A 27,000-nucleotide genomic window follows, 5' to 3' on the forward strand; every position below is an offset into this window, starting at 1 on the left:
GCGGCACCCGCCCCGGCGCAGGGCCTCGTGCGGCCCGGGACGCGACGAGAGGATCCACGTGGAAGACGCCGCGGCCGAGCGGGAGAACCGACTCGCCGACGCTCCTTGGCGCGAGGTCACGCCCACCGTCGGCGTCATGCGCGGCACGTGGGGATCCGTGCGCGAGCTCTTCGCGAACCGGGAGCTCCTCGGCCTCCTCACACGTCGGGAGATCCGGGCCAAGTACAAGGACTCGGTGCTGGGCATGCTGTGGAGCATCGCCCGGCCTCTTGTGCAACTCGGCATGTACTACCTGGTCCTCGGCCAGTTCCTGGGCGCCGCTCGCGGCATCCCCGACTTCGCGGTCTTCATCTTCGCGGGCCTCGCCATCTGGGGCCTGTTCAGCGAGATCGTGGGTCAGGGCACCGGGACGATGGTGGCGAACGCCGCGCTCATCAAGAAGGTGCATCTGCCCCGCGAGATCTTCCCCTTGGCGACGGTCGGCTCGGCACTGTTCAACTTCGCACTGCAGTTCGTCATCCTGCTGGCCGCGACTCTCCTCACCGGTGGTGTGAACCTCGAGAACTTCATCGCATTGCCCCTCGCCATCCTCGTCACGCTGACGTGGGCGCTCGCGCTGGCGTTCGTGCTCAGCGCCGTGAACGTGTATCTGCGCGACATGACCTACCTCGTCGAGCTGGCGCTTATGATCGGTTTCTGGTTCTCGCCCATCGTCTACAGCTTCGCGATGGTGAAGGACGTGATGCCGGAGCTCTTCACCCAGATCTACCTGTTCAACCCGGTCACGCTCGCCGTATTCGGCATTCAGAGCGTCATGTGGAGCAAGGGCGCCGACGAGATGTTCCCCGACGGGCTCAAACTGGCCTTGCTCATCGCCCTCGCCGTGGGTCTGGTGGTGCTGTTCATCTGTCAGCGTGTGTTCGATCGGCTGCAGCGCGATTTCGCCCAGGAGCTCTGAGTGACCAAAGTCATCCGCGTCGAAGACGTCGTCAAGACCTTCACGATCCGCAAGCAGAAGTCGCTGAAAGAGGCGATCGTGAACTCGCGCCAGGGGCGACTGCACACCGAGACCTTCACGGCGCTCGACCACGTGTCGGCCGCGATCTCGTCCGGCGAATCCGTGGGGCTCGTCGGTCCCAACGGCTCCGGCAAGTCGACCCTCCTCAAGCTCATCGGCGGCATCCTCGCTCCCAACGAGGGGCTGGTCGCCACGCGCGGGCGCATCGCCGCCCTGCTCGAACTCGGCGCGGGCTTTCACAACGACCTCTCGGGCCGCGAGAACGTCTTCCTCAACGCGTCGGTGCTGGGGTTGTCGCAAGCCGAGACGAAGCGTTACTTCGAGGAGATCGTCGAATTCTCCGAGATCGGCGAATTCATCGACACTCAAGTGAAGTTCTACTCGTCTGGCATGTACGTGCGGCTCGCGTTCGCCATCGCGGTGCACGTCGACCCCGACATCCTGCTCGTCGACGAAGTGCTCGCGGTCGGCGACGAGCCTTTCCAGGCGAAGTGCATGCAGCGCATCCGCCGCTTCCAGCGGGAGGGCCGCACCATCGTCTTCGTGTCACACGCGCCCGCACAGGTGGCCGACCTGTGCGACCGCGCGATCCTGCTGCAGCACGGTCGCGTCATCGCCGACGACGAGCCCGACGTGGCACTGGCGACACTCCACGACTTCTACCAGCCGGCGATCGACTCGGCACGCCAGGAGTCGGCGGCGCGCTCGCCCCATGCGGCCGGACTCGGTGCCGTGCACGTCTCGGATGCCGTCGGCCAGGCTCTGACGGACGGCGCGAAGCTCACGCCGGGTGGCGGGATCCGCCTCGACTGCGTCGTCGACTTCCCCGAACCCGTGCCCGGCTGGGCGTTCCGCGTAACCATCGAGGACGCCCTCGGAACCGTCTACACCTCGATCGACTCGCGCGAGCACCTCCGACTCGACCTTCCCGTCGAGACCGGCACGCAACGCTTCACCGTCGCGGTGCCGGAGCTCTGGGTGGGCGGCGGGGAGTACCACGTGGCGCTCAGCGTGCGCGATGCCGACGACCTGCCCATCGGCGAGTTGAGCCGCGCCGGCTCCTTCGCTGTGCAAGGCCTGAAGCTCAACGACGGCCCGGTGTACGCCGCCGCCCGGATCGAGCTGCACTGATGCGCATCCTGATCGTCGCCCCGCAGTTCGAAGAGGAGGGTCGCGGAATCGCCGGCATCGTGCGCTCCGTGGTCGCAGGTGCCGCCGCCGCCGGGCACGAGGTCGGCGTGCTCACCGGGTTCGTGCCGGACGGACGCGACCCCTATGAGCAGGCCGTCGAGTATCTCGCCTCCGGGGACTCGACGATCCTCACCCAAGCCGGCGGGCTCAAGAACGGCATGATCCTCGCGTTCTCACAGGGGCTGCGAGGCGCGCCCTTGCGGCGGCAGGTCATCCGGCCGCCCCAGGGTGAGCCGAATCGCCTGTTCGGCGGCGCAGCCTTCGTCCTGAACACTCCCCTGCTCTACCTGTTCTTCCACCTGCGTCGCCTGAGGATCTTCCGCTGGCTCGTGCGCCGTGCCGCGCGCAAAGCGGGCGCCGATCTCGTCATCGCGGGTGCTCCCCTCCCGCTCACGGCGCGGCAGGTGCGACCCGCCAGGCTCGCTCAGGTGATGTACGACTTCATGCCGCTGGAGCTGAGCGAGATCGGGGAAGGCACCCGCGAGCGCTTCCGTCAATCCATCACGACGGCGATCCGCGGCAGCGACTTCCTTCTCTCGATCTCGCGCGATACGTCCGCCAAGGTGCAAGAGCGTCGACCGGATGCGCGCGTGTACGAGGTCTACGGCGTCGCACACCCCGTCGGCGCTCCCGTGCCCGAGTCCGAACAGGCAGCGATCCTCGACAACGAACTGCTCGAACCCGGGCGCTACCTGCTCTTCATCTCGGCGCTGGAAACGCGAAAGAACCTCGTGCGTCTGATCGACGCCTTCCGTATCGCGCATCCCCGCATCGCCATGCCGCTCGTCATCGTCGGGTCACCCGGCGAGAGCTTCGCCGAGATCGATGAGCACTACCGCGCGCTGCGCCGCGACGTGCGGCAGGACATCGTCTTCACCGGGCGGGTGAGCGAGGCCAAGAAGCATGTGCTGCTCGCGAACTGCAACGCCGTCGTCTTCCCGTCCCTGTACGAGGGCCTGGGACTGCCGGTGCTCGAAGGACTCGCCTACGGCAAGCCCGTCGTGACGAGCCGGGTCGGTGCTCTGCCAGAGGCCGGCGGCGAAGCCGCCCTCTACGTGACCGACCCGAGGGACACCGACGAGATCGCCGATGCGCTGGTGCGGATCGTGACGGATGCCGAGCTTCGCGCCTCGCTCGCCGAGCACGCGGCCGACCAGGTCGCCTTCTTCACGCAGGAGCGCTTCACCGAGCGAGTGGCGGCGGCCCTGGAGGCCGAGTCGGGCGACGCGCGGCGCACATCCTAGGATTGACGAGGCGAAGCGTCCTGTCTCGCCGGTACTCAACAGGAGACGAACAGGTGACGGCACAGCGACGACGGGCCCTCGTGACGGGCATCACTGGCCAGGACGGTGGGCACCTGGCCCAGCTGCTGAGCGAGAAGGACTATGAGGTCTTCGGCCTCGTCCGTGGGCAGAACAATCCGCGCAAGGCTTCGGTGGAGGCGGAGTTCCCCGACGTCACGCTCATCGAGGGCGACCTCGCGGATCCCACGTCGCTCGTGCGCGCCATCGAGATCAGCGACCCCGACGAGGTGTACAACCTCGCCGCTGTCAGCCACGTGGGCTTCTCGTTCACGAACCCGACGCTGACGCTCGACGTGACAGGCAAGGGCGTGCTCAACCTGCTCGAAGCGGTCCGGCTGACGGGGCGTGCTGAGCGCACGCGCTTCTACCAGGCCTCGACGAGTGAGATGTTCGGTGGCCTCGACTACAACCGGCCCGGCGCGGGATACGACGAAGACTCGCTCTTCCACCCTCGCAGCCCTTACGGCGTCGCCAAGCTCTACGGGCACTGGATCGCGAAGAACTATCGCGAGAGCTACGGGATGTTCGTGTCCTGCGGCATCCTGTTCAACCACGAGGGTGAACGGCGCGGCCGCGAGTTCGTCACCCGCAAGATCACGGACGCCGTCGCCCGCATCCACCTCGGCCTGCAGTCCCACATCGAGCTCGGCGACCTCTGGCCCAAGCGCGACTGGGGCTACGCGGGCGACTACACGCGCGGGATGTGGCAGATGCTTCAGCACGACACCCCCGACGACTTCGTGCTCGCGACCGGTCAAACGCAGTCGATCGAGGACTTCCTCACCCTTGCATTCGCGGAGATCGGGATCGAGGACTGGCGGCCGCTCGTGAGGCAGAACCCTGCATTCCTGCGCCCCGCCGAGGTCGACATCCTGCTCGGCAACCCCGCCAAGGCGGAGAGCGTGCTCGGCTGGACACGCGAAGTGAGCTTCGAGCAGATGGTGAAGCTCATGGTCGCCCACGACATCGCGCTCAACACTCCCGCGGCGTAGTCTCGTGGCACAGCGCACCCTCGCTGTCACCGGCGTCGACGGATTCGTCGGCCGACACCTCGCCCGACTCGCCGTCGAGGGCGGGTGGCGCGTCGTAGGCCTGTCGCGCGCTGCGGAGCCCGGCTCCGAGCTCTCGCCTCTCCTCTCCGAGTACTACGCGGGGGACTTGGCCGAGCAGTGGCCGGCGTCGCTGCGCGCCGATGCTGTGATCCACCTGGCCGGACTTGCGGCCGTCGCGCCGTCGTTCGACCGTCCACAGGAGTACCTCGAGACCAACAGCGCCATGGTCACACTCATGTGCGAGGCCATGCTCGGCTGGGATGCGCCGCCGCGGCTGGTCGGCGTGAGCTCGGGTGCCGTCTACGGTTCGGGCATGCCGTCTCAGGCGGTCGATGAGAGCACCCCGACGGCTCCCACCTCGCCCTATGTCGTGAGCAAGCTGCTCGTCGAGCAGCAGCTGGGCTACTACGCGCGACGTGGCATCGACACCGTCATCGCACGACCCTTCAACCACATCGGACCCGGCCAGCATCAGGGCTTCATTGTGCCTGACCTCGCCACGGCTCTGCGGGAGCTCGCGCCCGGAGAACCGGTGACCGTGGGCAACCTCGCGACTGAGCGCGACTACACCGACGTGCGCGACGTCGCGGCCGCATATCTGATTCTCGCCGGGGCGCCGTCCCACGATCACGCGGTCTACAACGTGTGCTCCGGCATGGCCCGCTCGGGGAACGAACTTCTGGAACTCGTTGCCTCGGCCCTAGAGATCCCTGTTCCCCAGACCGTCGTCGACCCGGCACGCCTGCGTGCGATCGACAATCCGCGCATCACGGGATCCGCGGCCAGGCTGCGCGAGGAATACGGATGGGCGCCGCGGATCGACGTTGCGCAGTCGATCGCCGATTTCGTCCGCGGCGCAGGCGCCTGATGCGGAGCCGCACCCGCTGACAGGCGGACCGCTCCACTGCTCGCGTGAGAGACGTCAGCCGAGCAGTTGTTCCAGCACATCCGAGACGACGCCGGCCGTACGGTCCCAGTCGTATGCGCCCGGTGGCGGCGGATCGACGCGGCGCCGCTCCCCTGCGGCGGCGACCAGCGCGGCTGCCCACTCCTCGGCATCTCGTGACGTCTCGAGCGTGCGACCACGGTCGCCGACGATCTCGGCCACGGCCGCGCAGCCGCGCCACAAGATCACGGGCGTGCCGCACGCGATCGACTCGAGGGCGGGGAGTCCGAAACCTTCGAGCGTCGATGGCATCACGGTCGCGACCGCGCCGCGATAGAGCTCCGCGAGGCGTGCGTCGTCCACGCCGTGCAGCGATGTGACCCGGTCGCCTACCCCGAGCAGAGACGCGCGCGACGTTACCGCGGCCGTCTCAGCGGCCGGAACGACCGTGACAAGTCGCACTCCCGGTGCGATCGCCAGTGCCCGCAGCACGACCTCAAGGTTCTTGTGCCTTCTGGTATTCCCGACGAACAGGACGTAGGGCTCCGCCACTGCCTCCACCGGTCCGATCGGTCGGAATGCGGCGGAGCACCCGTTGCCGGCATTGACGACACGCACCGCGTCGTCCCTCACCCATTCGCGGATGTCTCGCGCCGACGTCTCCGACACGGTGAGCACGAGCCCCGACTTGCGCACGGCGTGGCGGACCGGCCCGGCGTAGTACGCCTCGAACTTGGCCCGCCCGGGCCAGGGGGTCCGCAGGTGGATGAGATCGTGGATCGTCAGCACGTGGCGCGGTGCACGCACGAGCGCGCCGTAGCCGGGCGAGTACACGAGGGAATCGTGCCCGAGCCTCGGCAGCGGCCGGAACGCGTCGAACGGCGAGTGGGGGCTGCCACTGAGGCCGAGCGACCGCCATTCGGGCCGCAGGCGAGGCAGGACCTCCCGCGCGTAGCGGCCGATGCCGTGCGCGCCGCGGTAGCGGTCGTCGACGTGGAGTGCGGTCACGGCCGCCGCCCGCGGGGCGCGACAGGGGCGGGCGCGACGTCCGTCCCGGTCTGCGTCGCGACCCAACTCGTGATGCGATCGACGAAGACCGACGTGTCGAAGTCCCACGCGCGCGTGACGCAGGCCTCGGGCTCGGCTCCGACAGCGCGTTCGACGGCTCGCCGGAGCTCGCCGCGCGTCCACTCGTGTACGAGGGCGCCGGTCACGCCGTCGACGACGGTCTCGGCGGTGCCTCCTCTGGCGCTGGCGACGACGGGGGTTCCGGTCGCCATCGCTTCGACCGGCAGGATGCCAAAGTCCTCGATCGCGGGGAACACCAGCGCCGACGAGCGTCGGCAGAGTTCCGCGACGAGTTCCCGCGACGGGTCGCGAACGAATGCCACCCGGCCGCCTCGATCGGCGGCGAGCGTACGAAGCCGTTCCTCGTCGGGGCCGCCGCCCGCCAGCACCACAGGCAGCCCGGCGGCGGCTCCCGCCTCGATGACGTGGTCGAGGCGCTTGTACGGCACGAACCGCGAGACGCCGAGCAGGAAGTCCGCGGGCAGCGCGGCGAGCGTCGCGAGCTCTGCGGGCGTGAGCTCCGGCTGCGCGACGGCGAAGGCCGCGACGTCTACGGGCGGATGGATGACGGTCGCCTCTCGCTCCCACGAGTCGGCGATGCGCTGGGCGATGAACGCGCTGTTGGCGGCGATCGCGACGGGCTCCGCCGCACGTCGGCGGTCGAGAGGCTTCAGCTTCGTCGAGACCGCCCGCGCCACCGGTCCCCTCCCTCGGCCGTCGAGGTCAGGAGCCCAGATGTATCTCGCGGGCGTGTGGGCGTACACGAGCTTCGGAGCCTCGCGCGCCGGACCGGCGAAGCGGGCGTGATGGGCGAACAGGTGGCTGCTGCAGAGCACCCACTCGGCATCTCGCTTCGGCAGATGGCGCCACACCACAGGCATGAACGGGAGGGCCGCTGCCTTGCTCCTGCGCAGCGGAGTCCGCGCGAGCACCGTCTCGTGCACGCCCTGGAACCGGCCGTGGCTTTCATTCCAGAGGCAGAATCGCTCGGCGTCGGGGAAGGTGTTCGAAAGCACTTCGAACACGTTCTCCGAGCCGCCGTGGCGCGCGAGCCACTCGTGGACCAGGATTCCTGTCACGCTCACTCCCTCGGCGTCGCTCGGTGGGCCTGCATGCACGAAGGGCCGGACCCTTGCGGATCCGGCCCCCGTGACAGCAGTCCGAAGAAGTTACTTCAGGATCTTCGTGACCGTGCCGGCGCCGACGGTGCGGCCACCCTCACGGATAGCGAAGCCGAGGCCCTCCTCCATGGCGATCGGCTGGATGAGCTCGACCGTCATGTCGGTGGTGTCGCCGGGCATGACCATCTCGGTGCCCTCGGGCAGCGTGATGACGCCGGTGACGTCGGTGGTGCGGAAGTAGAACTGCGGACGGTAGTTCGTGAAGAACGGGTTGTGACGGCCGCCCTCCTCCTTGGACAGGATGTACGCCGTGCCCTCGAAGTTAGTGTGCGGGGTGACCGAACCGGGCTTCACGACGACCTGGCCGCGCTCGACGTCGTCACGCTTGGTGCCGCGCAGGAGCAGACCACAGTTCTCGCCGGCCCATGCCTCGTCGAGCTGCTTGTGGAACATCTCGATACCGGTGACGATCGTCTTCTGCGTCGGGCGCAGACCCACGATCTCGACCTCGGAGTTGATCGCGAGGGTACCGCGCTCGGCGCGACCGGTGACGACCGTGCCACGGCCGGTGATGGTGAAGACGTCCTCGATGGGCATGAGGAACGGCTTGTCCTTGTCACGCACCGGGTCGGGGATCGACTCGTCGACGGCGTCCATGAGCTCGACGATCTTCTCGACCCACTCGGCGTCGCCCTCGAGAGCCTTCAGGCCCGAGACGCGCACGACCGGAGCGTTGTCACCGTCGAAGTCCTGCGACGACAGCAGCTCGCGGACCTCGAGCTCGACGAGCTCCAGGATCTCCTCGTCGTCGACCATGTCGGACTTGTTCAGCGCGACGAGCAGGTAGGGAACGCCGACCTGCTTGGCGAGCAGAACGTGCTCACGCGTCTGCGCCATCGGGCCGTCGGTGGCCGCGACGACGAGAATCGCGCCGTCCATCTGGGCGGCACCGGTGATCATGTTCTTGATGTAGTCGGCGTGACCCGGGGCGTCGACGTGAGCGTAGTGACGCTTCGGCGTCTCGTACTCGACGTGCGAGATGTTGATCGTGATGCCGCGCTGACGCTCCTCGGGAGCGGAGTCGATCGACGCGAAGTCGCGCTGCACGTTGGTGGCCGACGGGTACTTGTCGGCGAGCACCTTCGAGATCGCTGCGGTGAGCGTGGTCTTGCCGTGGTCGACGTGACCGATCGTTCCGATGTTCACGTGCGGCTTGGTGCGCTCGAACTTGGCCTTAGCCACTGGGTCCTCCTCAGGACGTTCGTGTAGAAGCTCCGGGCACTGGTTTGCGACCGGTCGTCTACGGGGATTTCTCTACCTTAGTAGAGGGGTTCTGTTGAAGCTGTGTGAAGTTGTGGAATCCCGGATGCCGCGATCCGCGGCATCCGGGAGGGCTCATTCGCCCTTGTTCTTCTGGATGATCTCGTCGGCCACGGCACGAGGAACCTCGGCGTAGCTGTCGAACTCCATCGAGTACACGGCGCGGCCCGAGGTCTTCGAGCGGAGGTCGCCGATGTAGCCGAACATCTCGGAGAGCGGCACCAGAGCGCGGACGACCTTGACGCCCTGGGCGTCCTCCATCGACTGGATCTGGCCACGACGCGAGTTCAGGTCGCCGATGACATCGCCCATGTACTCCTCGGGAGTACGCACCTCGACGGCCATGAGCGGCTCGAGGAGGACGGGGTTCGCCTTGCGGACGGCCTCCTTGAAGCCCATCGAACCGGCGATCTTGAACGCCATCTCGGACGAGTCGACGTCGTGCGACGCGCCGTCGATGAGGGTCGCCTTCACGCCCACCATGGGGTAGCCGGCGAGCACGCCGACCGCCATCGCGTCCTGGAAGCCGGCGTTGGTCGGCTCGATGTACTCGCGCGGGATGCGGCCACCGGTGACCTTGTTCTCGAACTCGTACGTCTTGTCGGCCGTGACCTCGAGCGGCTCGAGCGCGAACTGGATCTTCGCGAACTGACCCGAGCCACCGGTCTGCTTCTTGTGCGTGTAGTCGTGACGCTCGACGGTCTTGCGGATCGTCTCGCGGTACGCGACCTGCGGCTTGCCGACGTTCGCCTCGACCTTGAACTCGCGCTTCATGCGGTCCACGAGGATGTCGAGGTGCAGCTCGCCCATGCCCTTGATGACGGTCTGACCGGTCTCGGAGTTCTGCTCGACGCGGAACGTCGGGTCCTCTTCGGCGAGCTTCTGGATCGCCAGACCCAGCTTCTCCTGGTCGGCCTTCGTCTTGGGCTCGATGGCGACCTCGATGACGGGCTCGGGGAACGTCATCGACTCGAGGACCACCTGATTGTTCGAGTCCGACAGCGTGTCGCCGGTCGTGGTGTCCTTGAGTCCGATGACCGCGTAGATGTGACCCGCGGTGACCGAGTCGACCGGGTTCTCCTTGTTGGCGTGCATCTGGAAGATCTTCCCGATGCGCTCCTTCTTGCCCTTGGTCGCGTTGACGACCTGGGCACCGGAGTCGAGGTGACCCGAGTACACGCGGATGTACGTGAGGCGGCCGAAGAACGGGTGCGTCACGATCTTGAACGCGAGCGCCGCGAACGGCTCGTCACGGTCGGCGTGACGCTCGATGATCTTCTCTTCGTCCTTCGGGTCGTGCGCCTCGATGGCGGGCACGTCGAGGGGCGACGGAAGGTAGTCCACGACGGCGTCGAGCATCGGCTGGACGCCGCGGTTCTTGAACGCCGAGCCGCAGAGCACCGGGTACAGCTCGCCCGCAACGGTGAGCTTGCGGATGGCGCCCTTGATCTCGGCGACGGTGAGCTCCTCGCCGCCGAAGTACTTCTCGAGCAGGGCCTCGTCGGACTCGGCGACCGTCTCCATGAGCTTCTCGCGGTACTCCGCCGCCTTGTCGGCGAGGTCGGCCGGGATCTCCTGGATCTCGTACTTGGCGCCCATCGTCACGTCGCCCTTGGCGTCGCCGGGCCACACCAGCGCGCGCATCTCGACGAGGTCGACGACGCCGACGAAGTCGCTCTCGGAGCCGATCGGCAGCTGCAGCACGAGCGGCTTGGCCTTCAGGCGGTTGATGATGGTGTCGACGGTGAAGTAGAAGTCGGCGCCCAGCTTGTCCATCTTGTTGACGAAGCAGATGCGGGGCACGTCGTACTTGTCGGCCTGACGCCACACGGTCTCGGACTGGGGCTCGACGCCCTCCTTGCCGTCGAACACCGCGACGGCGCCGTCGAGGACGCGGAGCGAGCGCTCCACCTCGACGGTGAAGTCGACGTGACCGGGCGTGTCGATGATGTTGATCTGGTTCTTGTCCCAGAAGCACGTCACAGCGGCCGACGTGATCGTGATGCCGCGCTCCTGCTCCTGCTCCATCCAGTCGGTGGTGGCAGCGCCGTCGTGCGTCTCGCCGATCTTGTGGTTGACGCCCGTGTAGAAGAGGATGCGCTCGGTCGTCGTCGTCTTGCCGGCATCGATGTGCGCCATGATGCCGATGTTGCGGACCTTGTTGAGGTCGGTGAGCACTTCTTGTGCCACGGGGTTTCCTTACGTGTGGTGACGGATGTCGCGGGCCCGCCGCTCCCGTGGGTCACGGGAGCGGCGGGGATGCTGTTACCAGCGGTAGTGCGCGAAGGCGCGGTTCGACTCGGCCATCTTGTGGGTGTCCTCGCGGCGCTTGACCGCGGCACCCAGGCCGTTCGAGGCGTCCAGGATCTCGTTCTGGAGGCGCTCGGTCATGGTCTTCTCACGACGGCCCTTCGCGTAGCTCACGAGCCAGCGGAGAGCGAGCGTGTTGGCACGGTGAGGCTTGACCTCGACCGGCACCTGGTAGGTCGAGCCGCCGACGCGGCGCGACTTGACCTCGAGGGTGGGGCGCACGTTGTCGAGCGCCTTCTTGAGGGTGGCGACGGCGTCCTGGCCGTTCTTGGCCTCGACGCCGCGGAGGGCGCCGTAGACGATCGACTCGGCGAGCGACTTCTTGCCGTCGACGAGGATCTTGTTCACGAGCTGCGTGACGACGGGTGCGCCGTAGACCGGGTCGTTGACGACGGGGCGCTTGGGGGCGGGTCCCTTACGAGGCATCTTTCTCAGCCCTTCTTCGCGCCGTAGCGGCTGCGGGCCTGCTTACGGTTCTTGACAGCCTGGGTGTCGAGTGCACCGCGGATGATCTTGTAGCGGACACCCGGGAGGTCCTTCACACGACCGCCGCGCACGAGCACGAGCGAGTGCTCCTGCAGGTTGTGGCCCTCGCCGGGGATGTAGGCGGTGACCTCGGTGCCGTTGCGGAGCTTGACACGGGCGACCTTGCGCATCGCCGAGTTCGGCTTCTTGGGCGTGGTCGTGTACACGCGGGTGCAGACACCCGCCTGCTGCGGGTTCGCCTTGAGCGCCGGCGCCTTGGTCTTCGCGACCTTGGGCGAGCGGCCCTTGCGAACCAACTGCTGAATGGTTGGCACGTTCTCTCCTTGTTGTGCTGCACGGTGACAGCGTCGTGGTCTCACCCGCGACATCCGGATCTTGCGATTCGTGACGTGGCGGGCTCACGTGGATCCACCCGCGGGGCATGATGGTGCCGAGCGTCTCGTGGTGGATATGCCGTGGGGGTGGCCTGTTCGCAGGCCGTTCCCTGAGAGTGGGCGGCCCCGCGACCGAACCCCGTTCTCGGCATTGCACCGGGCACGGCGGACGGCGCGCGTGAGCGCACACCCGATCAATGATACGCGGGATGCCGGAGCCCGGTCAAACGCGGGCGATCCGAGGGCCGAAGCGCCCCGCTGCGTGCGGGGCGGGCGTCGATCCGATCAGGTCGGAAGCAGCGTGAGCGCGACCACCGTGAGGGTGGCGACGACGAGCAGGGCACCGGCGATGATCAGCAGCCGGCCGAGGGCACCGAGGCGCCGCGGTGCCCGTGCCGCCGAGGCCGATGCCTCGCCCGGGGCGCCGAGCGACCGCGGCGACGGCGTGTGCGCCCGCGTCGCGACGGAGACCTCGGGAGGGCGCGGCGAGCGGCGATCGGCGAGGTCCTCGGCGGTGGGGACGTAGGCAGCGCGGTGCGGCTGGGCTGCGTCGAAGGCCGGCTCGCCGGCGCTGGCGGGGTGAGCTGCCGCAGGGCGCAGCGGACGGAGGATCGTGTCGTCTGCGAGGGTCTCGGGCTCGGCGGGCGACGTGATGGAACCCTGGATGCCGCCGCCGTGCTCCGGCGACGGCGACCGGCGCGGTCCGACGGTGCTCGGGCCGCTCGGCCCGCCGCGCCGGACCGACAGGACCGTCGCGTCGTCGACGAGCCCCGCGTTCCCCCCGTCCGTCGGCGCGACGACTTCGGGCCAGGGCCGGCGCGTCGACACGTGGGTCTCGTCGTCCACCGGCTCGCCGCGCCGCGTCGACAGCCGGGTCGCGTCCAGCTCCGGCTCCGCCCGCCGGGTGGAGATGGCGGTGGCGTCGTCGATCGGCTCGTCGTCGGCCACGGTGCGGTGCGTGGCGCGACGCACCGGAGGCGTCGCCTCCGGCGTCGCCCCGTCGCCGGCCTCGGTCACTCTTCGCTCCGCACGAGGCGGATCTCGGCATCCCCCATCAGGAAGCGGTCACCGGCCTCGACCTCCTCGCCGGGAGTCGCCTCGACCTCGGTGCCCATGAGCGTGGCGAACAGCACGCCGTTCGTCGAGTCGAGATCGGTGACGTACCACCGGTCACCGCGCAGCTGGAGGCGCGCGTGCGTCTTCGAGACCGTGCCGTCCTGGATCGCCACGAGCTGGGCCGACGGGAAGTCGGGGTCTGTGGCGGGACGGCGGCCGAGGATGACGACGTCCGACACGAGCGGGATCGGGTCGCCCGTCGGGGGTACCAGCGACCAGTCGGTGCGCTTGCGACGAGCGATGATGGTGTGGTCGAGGGCTTCGTCCTCGTCGGGGATCTCCGGCTTCGCGTGGAACGCCGACACCGACGATCGCGCGGCGCGGGGGGACCCGGCATCCGGCGCCCCGGCGACAGCCGACACGGGCCCGGAGCTCTCGGGGAAGGCGTCGGCGTCGTTCATCGGCGAGCGCGCGGGCACCCACGGCTCACGGTCGTCGGTGGCACGCGGAGCGGGGACGCGGGTCACGGGCGGCCTCGTGATGCCGTCGCCCGTCGTGGCCGGCTCGGGACCGGCGAACGCGTCGGGCGTGAAGGGGATCGGCTCGGCAGCCGACGCGGGAACCGCCGAGATCGGCGCCGGAGCACCGGGGACGGCTCCGGTCACCTCGGCGCTCAGGTCGGTCGAGTCGAGGGCGAAGCCCTGCCACGCATCGGCGGGATCATCCGCGGACTCGGGCTCGGAGAGTCCGGCTGCCGCGACGGGCCGCCCAGGGAGCGGCGGCGGCGTCCAGCCGCCGGCGGGAGGCGCCCAGCCCCCGGCCGGCGGCGCCACCTCCGTCGCGGGGACGGGCGTCGGTTCGGTGGGAGGCACCGGGCGGGCCGGCGCCGCCTCGGCGTGAGGGTCCGCGGCGGCATGCGCATCGGCGAGCCCCGACGTGGACGCCGGGGGCGGCGGGAACGCGGGCGGCGGCGCGAAGCCCGAGAACGGCGCAGGGGTCGCGCCATCGCCCGGGTAGGACGGGGCGGGCGGCGCACCGGCATGCGATGCGGCCGACGGGAACGGCGGCAGCGGCGGCAGGGTGGCGACCCCGTCGGCCGTGCGGCGCGCGCCGGTCGCCGGCACGGAGGCGCGAGTGCCGCGTGCCGCGTGCGCCCCCTGAGCGCCGACCTCACGGCCGACCCACCGGGCGCTCCCCCACCCGACGACCGACGCCCACACGGGGAAGAGCAGGACGCCGAGCACCGTCATCCCGGCGCCGTAGCCGAACGCGACGTTGATGCGGTACAGGGCGATCGCGAACACCACGACGGCCGCGATGTTGAGGATGGGGACGAACGAGAGGAGGACGAGCCGCGGCGAGAGTCCGGCCAGCTGCAGCAGCACGATGCTGTTGAGGATGGGCACCCACGCCTTCCAGCCCTCCTCCCCCGACTTGCGGAAGACGGCCGAGAGCGCGAGCGCGATCCAGATGTAGAGGGCGGCGGTCACGAGCAGGGCGAACAGAACCCCGAAGAGCACGCCCGACAGATCGGCGGCGGAGGCAGCGGTGGGAGTCATGGCATCGGACGCGCGGGCTCGGCCCGTCGTCTCCCCCTTTCGGCGGTTCGCATGCGGGCACCCGGTGCGGGAGCCAGCGGTCGGAGCAACGATCTCAACGATACGGTCGAGACGAGTCCGCGCCATACGCCGCGCTCACGCCGCAGGCCGCGGCGCTCGGCGTCGACGGCGCTCCAGTACGCGCGCGCGTCGTCGTCGGCGACGGCCGCGTGCGAGAACACGGCGCGATCCGCGTCCCGCGCGAGGTCGGCGCCGGAGGGCGTGGCGAAGGACGCCGCGAGCTCGCTGCGCGTGAGCGTCCGGGGCGCGTCGCGGCCTGCGTCGACGGCCGCGTCGACGTACTCGTCCCAGCCGCCCGAGATCCGCGCGGCGGGAGTGTCCGCCTTGCGGCGGCCGCGACGGCGGGCGCTCTTCACCGCGATCACGATGAGGAACGGACCGAACGCGAGGGTGAGCACGAGCAGGACGACGCCCGCGGTGCGGAGCACGGGCCACAGCCACGCGAGGTCGATGCCCGCGTCCTCCTCCGCGGGACGGTCCGACGCGGAGTCCTCCTGCGCCGGGTCCGGCGGGACGACCTCCTCGACCGAATCGGGACGCACCTCGGTGACGTTCTCGGGGTCGCGCTGCTCGGTGACGTCGAGGCTCGGCGACTGCTCGTACTGGGGCGTGACGTCGACCGGCACCCAGTGCCCGTCCGCGGACTGCACCTCGGTCCACACCGTGAGGTCCTGCGCGCGGCACACGCCCTCGTCGCACGCGGCGAGACCGGGCTCGGCCGCCGACAGGCGTGCGCCGAGCACCACGCGCGACGGGAAGCCGAGCTCCCGCGCCATGAGCGCCGTCGCGACCGCGAACTGCTCGTCGTCGCCGACGGCCGCGACGTAGTTGCCGGATGCCTCGGCGCGCGGATCCGCCTCGCGCTCGAGCAGTCGCGAGAACATCGTGTCGACGCGCGCCAGCGAGTGGCCCGAGGCGCTCGGCTGGGGCGAGTAGTCGGGGAGGGCCTGCGCCCACGCCGGGACCTGCTCGCCCTCGGTGAGCCCGTGGCTGAGGTACCCGCGCTCGCGCAGGAGCGTCACGAGCCCGTCGAGCGCCGCGCCGCCGGTGCCGGCGACATGCTCGTCCATCCAGGCGCGCAGGCTGTCGGGGGCCTCGACGCCCTCCGGAGCGCCTCCGGGCGCTTCGAGCCGCGTCAGATCCGTGGCCTCAGGCTCCACGCCGCGCACGAGGTAGCGGTCACCCTCCCGCAGGCCGCCTCCCGCGGTCTGCACGCCCGCCCAGGCCGTCGCGTTGTAGTAGAACCTGTCCGCCAGGGACGGGGCACGGTCTCCGGCGAACTCGACGGTCTCGAGGCGGCCGGCGGTCGGCATCCAGATCCCGTCCCAGCCCTCGATCGCGACGCGTGCGACGACCGGGGTGCCTGCGCCCGCGTCGAGCGAGGACGGCACGCGCACGAAGCGCCCGGCGTCGGCGGCGCCCTCGCCGCCGGAGCGGAAGACCTCGCCGTCGTACGCGTCCAGCGTCGCGACGCGGAGGCGCTCGGGCAGCGATCCCGCCGCCGACTCGACCGTGAACAGCACCTCGTCGGCGCGCTCGTCGGCGTACAGGGCGCGGTATTGCGAGAGCGGGCTCACCTCGGCCGACAGATCGATGTCGGGCCCGACCGCCGACCGCAGCACCTCGCGCTCGGCGCCGCGCGCGGCGAAGGGGACGACCGCCACTGCGAGCGCGAGCGCCGCGGCCAGCATGCCCGCCCCGAGCGCAGTGCGACGACGATCGGCGCGCGAGGGGCGCCGAGAGACGCGTACGCCGCTGGATGCCGCGGCACGCTGCAGCGCGTGGACGCGCTCGTCGTGCGTGCGCCACGCCAGCCACAGCAGACTCGTCGCGAGCGCGGTGACGCCGATCGCGGTCTCGACGGGGGCGTACAGGACGACGGGACCGAGGCTGAGCGGAGCACTCACGGTCGTGCGGCCGAAGAACAGCCCGAACGACACCATCGCCAACGCGACCGGCACCGCAGCGTACGCGGCGCGGTCCTGCCGCCAGGCGAGCAGCAGCACCGCGCATGTGCCGACCAGGAACACCACGAGTGCGGGCACGAGGAGGTTGCGGTAGGAGCCCACCGGGAGGTCGACGGTGACGAGGTCCTTCCATCCGAGCACGAGGCCGCTCGCGAGCTCGCCCAGTCCGCGTACCAGCTGATCGGGCGCGCCGAGCCGCGACGGCACCGCGAGCGGGACGCCGATCACGAGGAGCGCTGCGGCGAGCACGCCGGCGACCAGCCAGCCGTTCCACCGGCGCAGCCACGCGACCGCGGCGACGGATGCCGCGACCGCCGTCGCGACCGTGACGAGGAGCAGGAAGCTGCCGGCGCGATAGATGGGCCACGCCGCGACGGCCGCGATCGCGACGATGACGGCCGCGTACGCCGTGCCCGCCGCGATGCGGGGCACGAAACGCACGCGCCCGGCACCACGGGTGCCGCGAGTCGGCCGGGCCGGGCCATCCGCGATCTGATCATTCACGTTCGCCGCGCTCACGAGGTGGCCCCTCGCAGGAGGAGCCCAGACAGGTCGTCCAGCGTGCCGACGGTGAGCACGGTCATGCCCGACACCGCCTGCATGCGCGGGTGCGCGCGCTCGTCGCACATCACGCCGACGACGGCCGTGTCGCCGGGGAACGCGAGCGCCGCCTGCTGCAGCCGGGTGAGGGGCACGCGCGAGCCGACGACCACGAACGCGATCGACAGCCGGTCGCCGGACTCGGCGGTGAGCCGGCACACGTCGCCGACGGGCATCGTGCTGTCGAGGAGCTCCACGCCGCTGAAGCCGTCGAGCATCGGGCGCGCCGCGGTCGAGGGGATGTGGCGGATCGCCCGGAGGCGACCCCGCACGACGCGCGGGATCTCGGTGCCGCTCACGATCTGCACGTCGCGCGCGTCGTGGACGGCCCGCAGCCCGAGTGAGGCGGCGCACGACACGGCGAGCTCGAACTCGTCGGCGTCGGCGTACTCGGCCTGCGCGACCGCGAGCACGACCGCCATGCGCGAGCGGCGCGACTCCTCGTATTGGCGCACCATGAGGCGCCCGGTCTTCGCGGTCGAGCGCCAGTGGATCTGCCGGCGCGAGTCGCCCGGGGCGTACTCCCTGATCGCGTGGAACGACATGTCGGCGTCGACGAGCCGCCGGGTGGGGCTGCCCTCGAGGTCGCGGATGAGCCCTGCGCTCGTCGACGGCAGACCGACGGTGCGCGGGTGGACGTAGACGTCGTGCACGTCGTCGAACGCGTGCTCGCGCCGCAGCAGGCCGATCGGGTCGCTGCGGACGGTCGTCGCCGGGCCCACGGTCACGATCCCGCGGCGAAGGCCCGGGATCTCGAGCGGCTGCGACACGGTGTGCCCCGGGCGAAGCAGCGGCACGCCGAACTCCACGAGCCCCGCGCCGACCGGGATGTCGATGCGTCCCGGCAGCGCGATGCGGTGTCCGTCGTTGCGGACCACGATCTCGCCCTCGACCCCGTCGCCCGCCACGACCCGTTCGTGCGTGAGCGCCAGGTCCACCTCGTATGAGCGCGCCCCGAACAGGAACGGCACGGCGGCGACGACGAGGAGGACGGATGCCGCGCCCGCGACCATCAGCTCCACCCAGCCGAAGACGAGTCCGAGCACCATGCCCGCGGTCGCCGCGAGCGCCACGAGAGCGCCGGCCGGGCGGATCGTGCTCGCCGCCCAGTCGGCCGCGGCGGCGATCCCCGAGCCCGCCTTCCGCAGCGCATTCGCCCACCACACGGCGGCGCGCACGAGCGCGCGGGTGCGACGCGACGAAGGAACGCTCGTCGCGGTGGCGTGCGTGCGGCCCTCCGTCCCGGTGGAGTGGACGGTGCGGGTCAGACGGGACTCGGTGAGGCTCATACGGCTTCTCGGCGGGCGGGCGGCGCCACGTCGAGCAGCACCTGCCCCACCACGGTCTCCTGGGTGACGCCGTCGAACTCCGCCTCGGGGTGCAGGATGAGGCGGTGCGACAGCACGGGCACCGCGAGCGCCTTGACGTCGTCGGGCGTCGCGTAGGTGCGGCCCTGTGACGCGGCGCGCGAACGGGTGGCTCGCGCGAGGGCGAGGGCACCTCGGATGCTGACGCCCAGGCGCACCTCGTCGGCCGTGCGCGTGGCATCCACGAGCCGCGCGATGTAGTCGAGGACGAGCGCGTCGACGTAGACCTGCCCGGCGAGGTCGGCCATGCCGACGAGGGCCTGCGGGGTGATGATCGGAGCCAGCTCGGCGGTCGCGACGGCGGCGCCGTCGAGGATCCGCACGGTCGCGGCGTGATCGGGGTAGCCGAGCGACGTGCGCATCATGAAGCGGTCGAGCTGCGCTTCGGGCAGCCGGTACGTGCCGGCCTGCTCGACCGGGTTCTGCGTCGCCAGCACAAGGAACGGCACACCCACGGGACGCGAGACCCCGTCGATCGTGACACGGCCCTCCTCCATGACCTCGAGCAGGGCCGACTGCGTCTTCGGGCTCGCGCGGTTGATCTCGTCGGCGAGCACGATGTTCGCGAAGATCGGGCCGGCGTGGAACTCGAACACGCCCTCCTTCTGGTCGTAGACGCTGAGGCCGGTGATGTCGCTCGGGAGCAGGTCGGGTGTGAACTGGATGCGGGTGTTCGTGCCGTGGACCGACTGCGCCATGGCGCGCGCGAGCGAGGTCTTGCCCGTGCCCGGGACATCCTCGAGGAGCACGTGACCGTCGCTCAGCATGGCTGTCAGCACGAGCTCGACGACGTGACGCTTGCCGAGCACCGCGCGCTCGACGTTGTCGGCGATCTGGCCGAACGTCTGCGCGAACCAGTCGGCCTGCTCCTGCGTGATGGTCATGTCGTGTCCTTGAGGTCGGGGAGGGAGAGTGGATGCCCGCGCCCGGCGCGGGGCGGCGGTCTGGGTTCAAGGGTCGGCGGCGGCCCGATGGCTAGGGGGCTCGGTCGCTCATCCACATGGCGCCGTTCCAGTGCGCCTCGGAGGAGTCCCCGAGCACGACGTGCTGCCCCGAGGTCCAGGCGGTCGTCTGGCCGAGGGCGCCGAGTGAGCGCAGTTCGCTGAGGTTTCCGGGGACCCGTGCGTAATCCGGGGTGAAATAGCCCGGGGAACCGGCGACGACACCGGACGGCAACGGCTCGTTGGGGGTGCAGTTGGAGATGTTGAACGTTCTGGTCGCGCTGTCGAGGCCGAACGCACCCCACGACGCGGTCCACTTCAGGCCTTCGATGCTCGCGGTGCCCTGCGGCACCTTCCAGCCGCCCTCGTAGGCGAGCTGGCGGCCGTTCCTCGCCCGGAAGACCACGCTCGCATCGCTCCACGTGATCGTCGCCTTCGTCCCGTTGGCCGTCGACGAGTTTCCGCCGAGCGACAGCGTCTGGCCGCCCGTGCAGGCACCGATGCTCCAGTTCGCCCACACCTGGAACGGGGCGCTGCCCGGGGCAGGCGTCACGGTCGCGCGGGCGGAATCGGTCTGCCAGAACCGATGGCGATACCAGACCTGGATACCCGGGTCGTTGTCGAAGATCGTGTTGTCGGGGAAGTTCGAGAACATGGCGTCGTTGTTCCGCGGCAGCCGCTCCGGCGACTCGGGGGTGTCGGTGATGACCCATTCCATGCGGCTGCCGGTGTCGCGCGGCTGAGCCCCGACGACGAACGTGTAGCCCTGCGGGGCCTTGCCGGACTGCTGCGCGCGCGTGCTCGCGGTGGCCTCGGCTCGGCCGTACGAGCGGCCGCCCCAGTACGACTCCACGCACACGCGGTAGGTGTACTCGTCGCCGTCGCTCACGGTGAAGGCGGTCTCGAACGACGTGTCGGTGCTGCCGTTCGCCGCCTGGTCGGCGACGCAGCGCTCGCCGTCCCGGACGACGCTGAACCGCAGCGTCGATCCGTCTCCGTTGCGGCTCGCCGATGCCGCCGCGGCGATCCGGGAGGTGCCATCGCCGTTGGACACCGAGGTGAGTGTGAGGAGCGGCGACTGCGGGCTTCCGACGCCGTTCGTCAGGACGGTCGCGGCACCGCCCGACGCACTGCCGCCGAGTCCCGGCGGGAGATCGAACTTCGAGTAGGGCGTGACCGTCACGATCGTGCCCTGGTTCGTGCCCACGCGGTACCGCGGCACCTCGACCGTCTGACGGTTGCCGATCACGGGCACGCGCACCGTCTCGCCGGTGTCGCTCCTGATCTCGAGGCTGCCGGTCGAGCTCGTGTCGACGCCGTCGATCACGAGCGAGACGATGCCGCCCTCGCCGTTGGTCTGGACGGGCTCGGCCACGACGCTGCGGGGTGCCGGCGGCACGTCGTACGCCCAGGCCACCGTGCGCACGCTGCCCTTCGACTCTCCGACGGAGTTGACCGCCCACGCCTCGTAGGTGCGCTGCTCGCCGTTGGGTGCGGGGATGTCGGGGCACACGCCGGCGGCCGAGCACCGTGCGACCTCCTGCCCGCCGGAGCGGACGACGAAGCCCGAGAGGCCCGGATACGCGAGCCGCGCCTCGCCCGGATCGACGCGCAATGTCACGGCGCCGTTCTTGTACGCCGTCTGCGCGATGCTCGACGGTGCCTTCGGGAAGCCGAGCAGGTCGAGCATGATGCGACCGTCGCGCTCCGAGTTGGTGATGCGGCCCTGCGCGTCGCGCACCGAGAACGTGGCCGTGCACGTCGCGCCCGGGGCATCCTGCGTCCACGTCGCGAGGACCGACGACGCCGAGGCGACCTCGAACGCCACGCCGATGCACGCGCCGGTCGCGCGCACGTCGACCAGCTCGAGCGGGGTGCGCGGCAGCGGATTGACCTCGCCGCCCGCGCCGATGACGGGGACCGTGCACGACGAGCCCGACGCCTGCGAGCACTGCCGCACGACCGAGCCGCCCTGCGGGAGCGTCGACGGGGCGGCGCCGACCCGCAGGATCAGGCGTGCCGGCGTGACCGACGGGTGGCTCGTGACCCCGACCAGCGCGGCCTCCTCCGACCCGGGCACCGCGCGGTCGGCACCGGTCACGGTGAGCACCGAGCCCTGCTGGGTCACCTCGAACGCCGCGCCGGAATGGTCCACCTGGTACTGGATCCCCGCCCAGTCCTCGCGCAGCTGCCACGTCGTCATGTCGCGGAGGTCGTAGGTGGCCGTCTCACCCGGCCCGACGGTGATCGAGGCCGGGCGCAGCTCGGGCTGCGGGTCGCGCGGCTGCACGATGATCGGCACCGACAGGTAGGTCCAGTCGTCCTGGCCCGACAGCCGCACCGGAACCTGGCACGCGTCGACCCAGGGAGCCCCCGCGCCTGCGTCGTAGCGCACGACGGTGCCCGACTCGACGCGGCACGCGGCCTCTGGCCGCGCTCCGGATGCCTGCACCTCGGTGCCCACGTCGACGCGTGCGCCGCGCGGCCGGGCCACGAGGTCGGCCATGTCGAAGGTCGTCGACTCCAGCTCGGGGACCTCCGGCGAGGCGGCGCCCGCACGAAGCGTGAGCGCGAGGTCGTCGTCGCCGGGGACGCGCAGGAAGCCGTACGACGTGACCTCGCCGGACGCGCCCTCGCCTGTCACCGCGAACGGGATGAGGCGCGTCTTCTCGGGCAGCTCGCCGCGCAGGCGCGCGCCCGCGACCTCCACGCCCTCCGGCTCGCCCCACAGCGACAGCTCGAGGTCCGACACCTCGCCGCCCGACCAGGCCACCTTGCCGTCGAGCACGTCGACGCCGCTCGGGAAGTCCTCGCGCGTCTCGACCGTGAGGATCGTGTCCGACACGACGGGGTAGTCCGGCACGCTCTCGCGCACGACCCTGACCACGATGAGCCCGCGCCCGGTGTTGCCCGACGTGGACTCCACGTCGTACAGGAATGACATCGTCGCAGGCTCGTCGCCCGCAGCGATCACCACGGTCGCGTCGTCGACGTCGACCACGTGCTCGTCGAGCCGCGTGTACTCCGGGTTCTCGCTTCCGTCCACGAGCGTCTCGGGGGCGTCGGGGCGGATGTCGGTGACGCTCAGCGTGCCGAGGGTCGGGTCGATGTCGTTCGAGAGCGGGCTGACCCGGATCGTGTTGCCCTCGCCCGCCTGCACCTGCACGTAGTCGGTGAAGGTCACCGGGCTCGGATTGGCCTCGCTGTCGAGGACGCCCACGCGCACGGTGCCCTCGGCCGTCTCGCCGAACGCGTCGACGACGCGGTACCGGAATGACACCTGGCCGCTGTCGCCGGGCACGCTCGTGTAGAGAATCGATGCACCGTCGGCCGAGATGGTCGCGGCGCCTCGCTCGGGCTGATCGACGATGCGGTCGAGGGTCACGACGTCGCCGTCGGGATCCATGCCGAAGCCGTCGAACTCGACGAGCGCGGACTGGCCGCTGAGCACGCGCCCTTCCAGCGTGTCGGCCGTCGGCGCACGGTTGGCGTCGTCGTCGATGACGCGGATGCGGACGCTCGCGGTGTCGGCGAGCGCCGGGGCTCCCGTGGTGAACACCGAGTACTCCACGCCGTATTCGCCGGGCTCCTCCGGCGCCAGGTAGCGGAGGATGTCGTCCGAGGCGAACGCGAGTGCGGCATCCGTCGACGACATCACCGTCGACGGGTCGATCGTCGGCCGGCCGCCCGCCGGCGAGATGTCGTTGTCGAGCACGGGGATGTCGATCTGCGCGCCCGCGCGCACGACCACGGTGTCGTCGACCGCGATGGGCGCGAGCTCGGGAGCCGGCGGCAGGAGGTACACGGTCGCCTGACCCTCGACGCTGGCTCCCGCGTCCTCGGTGCCGTCGCTGACGATGTACGAGACGGTCCCGAGCCGCCCCGGGCTGCCGTCGGCGGTCGTGCCCGACACCCGGAGGTGGTTCTGCCCGACCGCGTCGACGGACAGCGTGGATCCGGCATCCGCCCTCGCGACGACGTCGCTCAGCAGCAGCACGCGCCGAGTCGGGTTCGAGACCGCGTCGAAGACCTCGAGCGTCGCATCCTCCTGCGGGTGCACGAATGCCACCACGGGCGCGGTCGCGAGCTGCGCGGGCGCGTCGGCGGGCAGCACCGTGATGCGGGCGGTGCCGGTGGCCTCGCTCACGCCGTCGGTGACGGTGAAGTCGACGCGGTACGTGCCCGGGTTCTGCGCCGAGAAGTCGAACGAGGTCGATCCGCCGACGACCGTCGCCGTCGCTGCGGCGTCGTCGAGCACGCGCACCGAGTCGAGCGACAGCGTCCCTGCGGTGCCGGTGACATGCTCGGCGACGTCGACGGTGATGCCCGACGCGACGGTGTCGACGACCGCGAACGACTGCACCGCCAGCTGCGGCTGAGGCGACACCTTCACCACGAGCGATCGGACGGATGCCTGCCCCTGCGTGTCGGCGACGGTCACGGCGAGCTCGACGAGCTGCTCGCCGCCCTCGCCCGCGTCGCTGTGCTGGTAGACGACCTCGCCGGCAGGCGTCGAGGCGACGCTGCCGATGCCGCTCTTGTTCTCGACCGACAGCAGCAGCAGAGGGTCGCCCTCCGGGTCGACCCACCCGGGCAGCACCGGAACGGTCACGGTGCCGCCGCGCGCGACCTCCGGCTGCGGCCACTCGACGAGACACCGGTCGACGCCGCACCACTCGGGCGCGGATTCGGCCGCCGGCGCGGCCACGTTCAGCGTGACGGTCGTCGGCTCGGAGCGCAGCCCGTCGGCGGCGGTGCCGTCGGTCACCGCGTACGAGAATGTGGCCGAACCGCTCGCGGCGGGATCGACGCGCACCGCGAAGCGCTGCCCGTCGTCGGTGACCGAGACGCTCCCGAAATCGGGATCGAGGCCCGTGACCGACGAGGGGTCGATCGCGAGGACGTCCTCGTTCGGGTCGTGGTCGTTCATGAGCACCGGCAGCGAGGCGAGGGCTCCCGCCCGCACCCCGAACGAATCGGGCTCGGCGATCGGCGGCTTGGGGTCGAGGACCACCTGCAGCTGGTCCTCGCTGGGGACCGCGTCGGGGTCGGTCTCGTCATCGAGCGACCAGTCCTGGCTCGACGCGATGAGGGCTCCGTCGGGCACCGACCACGCCCATCCCGACCGGGTCTCGTTCAGGATCACCGCGGATCCGTTCGCGACGAAGACCGGCCGGCGGTCGTCGGGCATGGTCTCGTCGCCGTAGTCGAGCGTGACGGAGTCTCCCTCCGATCGCCACAGCCTCCCGCCCGTGTCTCCCTGCGACAGCCACGCCGCGAACGTCTCGCCGTCGTGCGTGATCGGCTGCGCAGGCGTGCCGGGCACCGTGCCGGGGCCGCCGAACACCACGGCGGCACCGGAGCCGTCCACTGCCACCCGCACCAGCGACGTCTCATCGGCCAGGAAGACCGCGCCGCCCGTGGCGTCCGGGGTGCCGACGACGACCGGACCCGTCGTCGGAGCCGAGGTCACGGCATCCGTCCCGCGAAGCCACACGTCGCCGTCCTCGGTGTCGACGACGGCCCACGTGTCGCCCGCCGCCGAGATCGCGGGCGCCGCGAGGCCCTCGGCGTCGAGCGCGTCGCGCCCCAGCACCTCGCCCTCGGCGATGTCGAAGCGGAGCACGGACCCGTCGGCGCGCGAGTAGGCGAACAGCACGCCGCGCTCGTCTACCGCGATCGCGTCGGCGGCGTACTGCGGGGCGTCCTCATCGTCGGAGGGGAACGGGTCGAGCTGCGGCGGCGTCCCGGCCGACAGCAGGCCGGCGAAGACCGCGCCGGAGTCGGTGAGGTACGCGACGTAGTCGTCGGCGGTGGCGACGTCGGTGGTCCCCGGCGGAGTCGCCTCGGACGCCTGGAGGGCCTCTTCGTCGAGGTCGGTGGGCATCGCCTCGTCGATGCGCGTGACCTTGCTGAAGCTGTCGCTGAACAGGTACGCGGCATCCGTCGTCTGCACGACCTGGTCGGGATTGCTGATGCTGCGCACGGTGTCGAGCTCGCCGACCGACGTGTTGACCCGCGCATAGCGCCGGCCCTCGCCGGTCTGCAGCGCCCACACCGACGCATCGACCTCGGGCGTCTCCTGCGCATCGAGGCCCGGCCACACCACGCTCACGCCGATGACGACGACGATCGCCGCGCCGGCCGCCACGAGCCCGGCGAGCGTGCTCCGCCGCATCACAGCACCCCCGTGGCGAAGAGGGCTGCCACCACGACTCCGGCGCCCACCACGACGCCCGCCCCGATGCCGGCGAGCCACGGCAGGGCGCCGCGCGCGCCGCGCCGCACCGGCGACGAGAGCTCGGTGTCCTCATCGCGCGCGAGCGCCGCGACACCGGTGCTGTTGCGGGCCTTGCGCGTCACGTCGCGCTCCACGCGCGAACGCGCGGGACCTCGCAGGGCGGAGTCGCCGAAGTCGACGGGGGCGGATGCCGGAGACCAGTCCGAATCGGGGACCTCGAGCGGCGTCGGCGACAGGCCGAGCTCGGCCTGCACCCCGCGCAGCGCCTCGGCGAACGCGCGTGCCGACGGGTACCGCCGGGCGGGGTCGCGGCTCATCGCTGCCGCGAGGACGCTCTGGAGCGACACCGGCACATCGTGACGCGGGATCTCGACATATGTCGCCCGAGCGATACGGCGGCGCAGCAGGTCCTTGGTGTTCTGCCCGCGCTCACGTCGCTCGAACGGGCTGTGACCGGCGAGCAGCGAGTACACCGTCGCGCCGAGGCTCCACACCTCGCTTTCGACCGTGCCCGTGGTCTGCTCCGCGATCACCTCGGGGGCGCTCCACGGGATCGACATCGCGAGCACCTCCTCGCCGGTGCTCTTGCGCTGCAGCGACGCCGAGATGCCGAAGTCGGCCAAGACCGGAGTGCCGAAGGTCGTCACGAGGATGTTGCTCGGCTTGACGTCACGGTGGATGAGGCCCGCACGGTGCGCGGACTCGAGCGCGCTCGCCATCCGCACGCCGGTCGCGAGCACCTCGTCGACCGGGATGCGCTCCACGCGGTAACGCTGCGCGAGCGAGCCCGGGCAGTACTCCATGACGATGTACGGCCGGCCGTCGGCCGAGATGCTCGCCTGGTAGACCGTGACGATCGAGGGGTGCGCGGACAGGTGCGCGAGCACGTCGGCCTCGGCGTTGAACATGCGCCGCAGCTCCGGATCGCGCACGTCGCTGGGCATGACCTTGACCGCGACGTTGCGGCGGGGCATGTCCTGCTCGTACAGGAAGACGTCGGCGAAGCCGCCGGAGCCGAGGGGACGGATGTAGGCGAGCCCGGGCAGGATCGGAGGCGCCGACGGAAGCCGTGTGGCCAC

18 protein-coding genes are annotated in these 27,000 nt (G+C 70.7%); 5 read left to right on the forward strand and 13 right to left on the reverse strand.

Annotated features, from left to right (window positions below; genetic code table 11):
* The first annotated feature begins 58 nt into the window (after positions 1 to 58).
* The 5 genes from AC3ANN_RS13840 (at position 59) to AC3ANN_RS13860 (ending at position 5,433) form a co-directional block, all read left to right on the forward strand.
* Entirely contained in the window at positions 59 to 958 is a 900-nt protein-coding gene (locus AC3ANN_RS13840; RefSeq protein ID WP_488337962.1) for an ABC transporter permease, read from the forward strand.
* Positions 959 to 2,149, forward strand: a complete 1,191-nt coding sequence (locus AC3ANN_RS13845; RefSeq protein ID WP_488337963.1) for an ABC transporter ATP-binding protein — start codon at positions 959 to 961, stop codon at positions 2,147 to 2,149.
* Positions 2,149 to 3,453 (forward strand): glycosyltransferase family 4 protein, encoded by a 1,305-nt coding sequence (locus AC3ANN_RS13850; RefSeq protein WP_488337964.1) that lies wholly within the window; start codon positions 2,149 to 2,151, stop codon positions 3,451 to 3,453. Before AC3ANN_RS13845 ends, AC3ANN_RS13850 begins: the two co-directional genes overlap by 1 nt.
* An 80-nt stretch (positions 3,454 to 3,533) precedes the next feature.
* Entirely contained in the window at positions 3,534 to 4,505 is a 972-nt protein-coding gene (locus tag AC3ANN_RS13855) for a GDP-mannose 4,6-dehydratase (protein ID WP_488337965.1), read from the forward strand.
* Between the two features lie 4 nt (positions 4,506 to 4,509).
* On the forward strand, positions 4,510 to 5,433 hold the full coding sequence (locus tag AC3ANN_RS13860) for an NAD-dependent epimerase/dehydratase family protein (protein WP_488337966.1): 924 nt from the start codon (positions 4,510 to 4,512) through the stop codon (positions 5,431 to 5,433).
* A 54-nt stretch (positions 5,434 to 5,487) separates the two neighbouring features.
* Here the strand turns inward: AC3ANN_RS13860 and AC3ANN_RS13865 are convergent, their stop codons facing one another.
* The 13 genes from AC3ANN_RS13865 to AC3ANN_RS13925 all read right to left on the reverse strand — a co-directional run bounded on the left by AC3ANN_RS13865 (position 5,488) and on the right by AC3ANN_RS13925 (position 27,000).
* A complete protein-coding gene (locus AC3ANN_RS13865; protein ID WP_488337967.1) occupies positions 5,488 to 6,459 on the reverse strand; it encodes a glycosyltransferase family 4 protein in 972 nt (323 codons plus the stop codon).
* Positions 6,456 to 7,598 (reverse strand): glycosyltransferase, encoded by a 1,143-nt coding sequence (locus tag AC3ANN_RS13870; protein WP_488337968.1) that lies wholly within the window; start codon positions 7,596 to 7,598, stop codon positions 6,456 to 6,458. The genes AC3ANN_RS13865 and AC3ANN_RS13870 overlap by 4 nt, the downstream gene beginning before the upstream one ends.
* Positions 7,599 to 7,688: 90 nt before the next feature.
* Complete coding sequence (gene tuf / locus AC3ANN_RS13875) at positions 7,689 to 8,882, reverse strand: elongation factor Tu (RefSeq protein ID WP_127818193.1); 1,194 nt, start codon at positions 8,880 to 8,882, stop codon at positions 7,689 to 7,691.
* Between the two features lie 153 nt (positions 8,883 to 9,035).
* Positions 9,036 to 11,150 carry an elongation factor G gene (fusA, locus tag AC3ANN_RS13880; protein WP_488337969.1) on the reverse strand — a complete coding sequence of 705 codons (2,115 nt, stop codon included), beginning with the start codon at positions 11,148 to 11,150 and terminating at the stop codon, positions 9,036 to 9,038.
* 75 nt (positions 11,151 to 11,225) lie between these two features.
* On the reverse strand, positions 11,226 to 11,696 hold the full coding sequence (gene rpsG / locus AC3ANN_RS13885) for a 30S ribosomal protein S7 (RefSeq protein ID WP_106816549.1): 471 nt from the start codon (positions 11,694 to 11,696) through the stop codon (positions 11,226 to 11,228).
* A gap of 5 nt (positions 11,697 to 11,701) precedes the next feature.
* A complete protein-coding gene (gene rpsL, locus AC3ANN_RS13890; RefSeq protein ID WP_106816548.1) occupies positions 11,702 to 12,070 on the reverse strand; it encodes a 30S ribosomal protein S12 in 369 nt (122 codons plus the stop codon).
* Between the two features lie 345 nt (positions 12,071 to 12,415).
* Positions 12,416 to 13,147, reverse strand: a complete 732-nt coding sequence (locus AC3ANN_RS13895; RefSeq protein ID WP_488337970.1) for a hypothetical protein — start codon at positions 13,145 to 13,147, stop codon at positions 12,416 to 12,418.
* Positions 13,144 to 14,745 carry a DUF5684 domain-containing protein gene (locus AC3ANN_RS13900; protein WP_488337971.1) on the reverse strand — a complete coding sequence of 534 codons (1,602 nt, stop codon included), beginning with the start codon at positions 14,743 to 14,745 and terminating at the stop codon, positions 13,144 to 13,146. Before AC3ANN_RS13900 ends, AC3ANN_RS13895 begins: the two co-directional genes overlap by 4 nt.
* The gene (locus tag AC3ANN_RS13905) at positions 14,742 to 17,204 is read right to left on the reverse strand and encodes a transglutaminase-like domain-containing protein (RefSeq protein ID WP_488337972.1); all 2,463 of its coding nucleotides are present in this window, start codon (positions 17,202 to 17,204) and stop codon (positions 14,742 to 14,744) included. The genes AC3ANN_RS13900 and AC3ANN_RS13905 overlap by 4 nt, the downstream gene beginning before the upstream one ends.
* A gap of 83 nt (positions 17,205 to 17,287) precedes the next feature.
* Positions 17,288 to 18,661, reverse strand: a complete 1,374-nt coding sequence (locus AC3ANN_RS13910) for a DUF58 domain-containing protein (protein WP_488337973.1) — start codon at positions 18,659 to 18,661, stop codon at positions 17,288 to 17,290.
* Positions 18,658 to 19,623: an AAA family ATPase gene (locus AC3ANN_RS13915; protein ID WP_488337974.1), complete on the reverse strand. Its 966-nt coding sequence runs from the start codon at positions 19,621 to 19,623 to the stop codon at positions 18,658 to 18,660. Before AC3ANN_RS13915 ends, AC3ANN_RS13910 begins: the two co-directional genes overlap by 4 nt.
* Positions 19,624 to 19,714: 91 nt before the next feature.
* A complete protein-coding gene (locus tag AC3ANN_RS13920) occupies positions 19,715 to 25,858 on the reverse strand; it encodes an Ig-like domain-containing protein (protein WP_488337975.1) in 6,144 nt (2,047 codons plus the stop codon).
* On the reverse strand, positions 25,858 to 27,000 hold the full coding sequence (locus tag AC3ANN_RS13925; RefSeq protein ID WP_488337976.1) for a serine/threonine-protein kinase: 1,143 nt from the start codon (positions 26,998 to 27,000) through the stop codon (positions 25,858 to 25,860). Before AC3ANN_RS13925 ends, AC3ANN_RS13920 begins: the two co-directional genes overlap by 1 nt.

The organism is Microbacterium sp. STRO-2N, assembly GCF_057747775.1.

Excerpts from the sequence above, each read along its gene's own strand:
- AC3ANN_RS13850 (WP_488337964.1), top strand. The coding sequence starts at position 2,149 with ATGCGCATCCTGATCGTCGCCCCGCAGTTCGAAGAGGAGGGTCGCGGA.
- rpsG (WP_106816549.1), bottom strand. The coding sequence starts at position 11,696 with ATGCCTCGTAAGGGACCCGCCCCCAAGCGCCCCGTCGTCAACGACCCG.
- AC3ANN_RS13900 (WP_488337971.1), bottom strand. The coding sequence starts at position 14,745 with ATGACTCCCACCGCTGCCTCCGCCGCCGATCTGTCGGGCGTGCTCTTC.
- AC3ANN_RS13910 (WP_488337973.1), bottom strand. The coding sequence starts at position 18,661 with ATGAGCCTCACCGAGTCCCGTCTGACCCGCACCGTCCACTCCACCGGG.
- AC3ANN_RS13915 (WP_488337974.1), bottom strand. The coding sequence starts at position 19,623 with ATGACCATCACGCAGGAGCAGGCCGACTGGTTCGCGCAGACGTTCGGC.
- AC3ANN_RS13920 (WP_488337975.1), bottom strand. The coding sequence starts at position 25,858 with ATGCGGCGGAGCACGCTCGCCGGGCTCGTGGCGGCCGGCGCGGCGATC.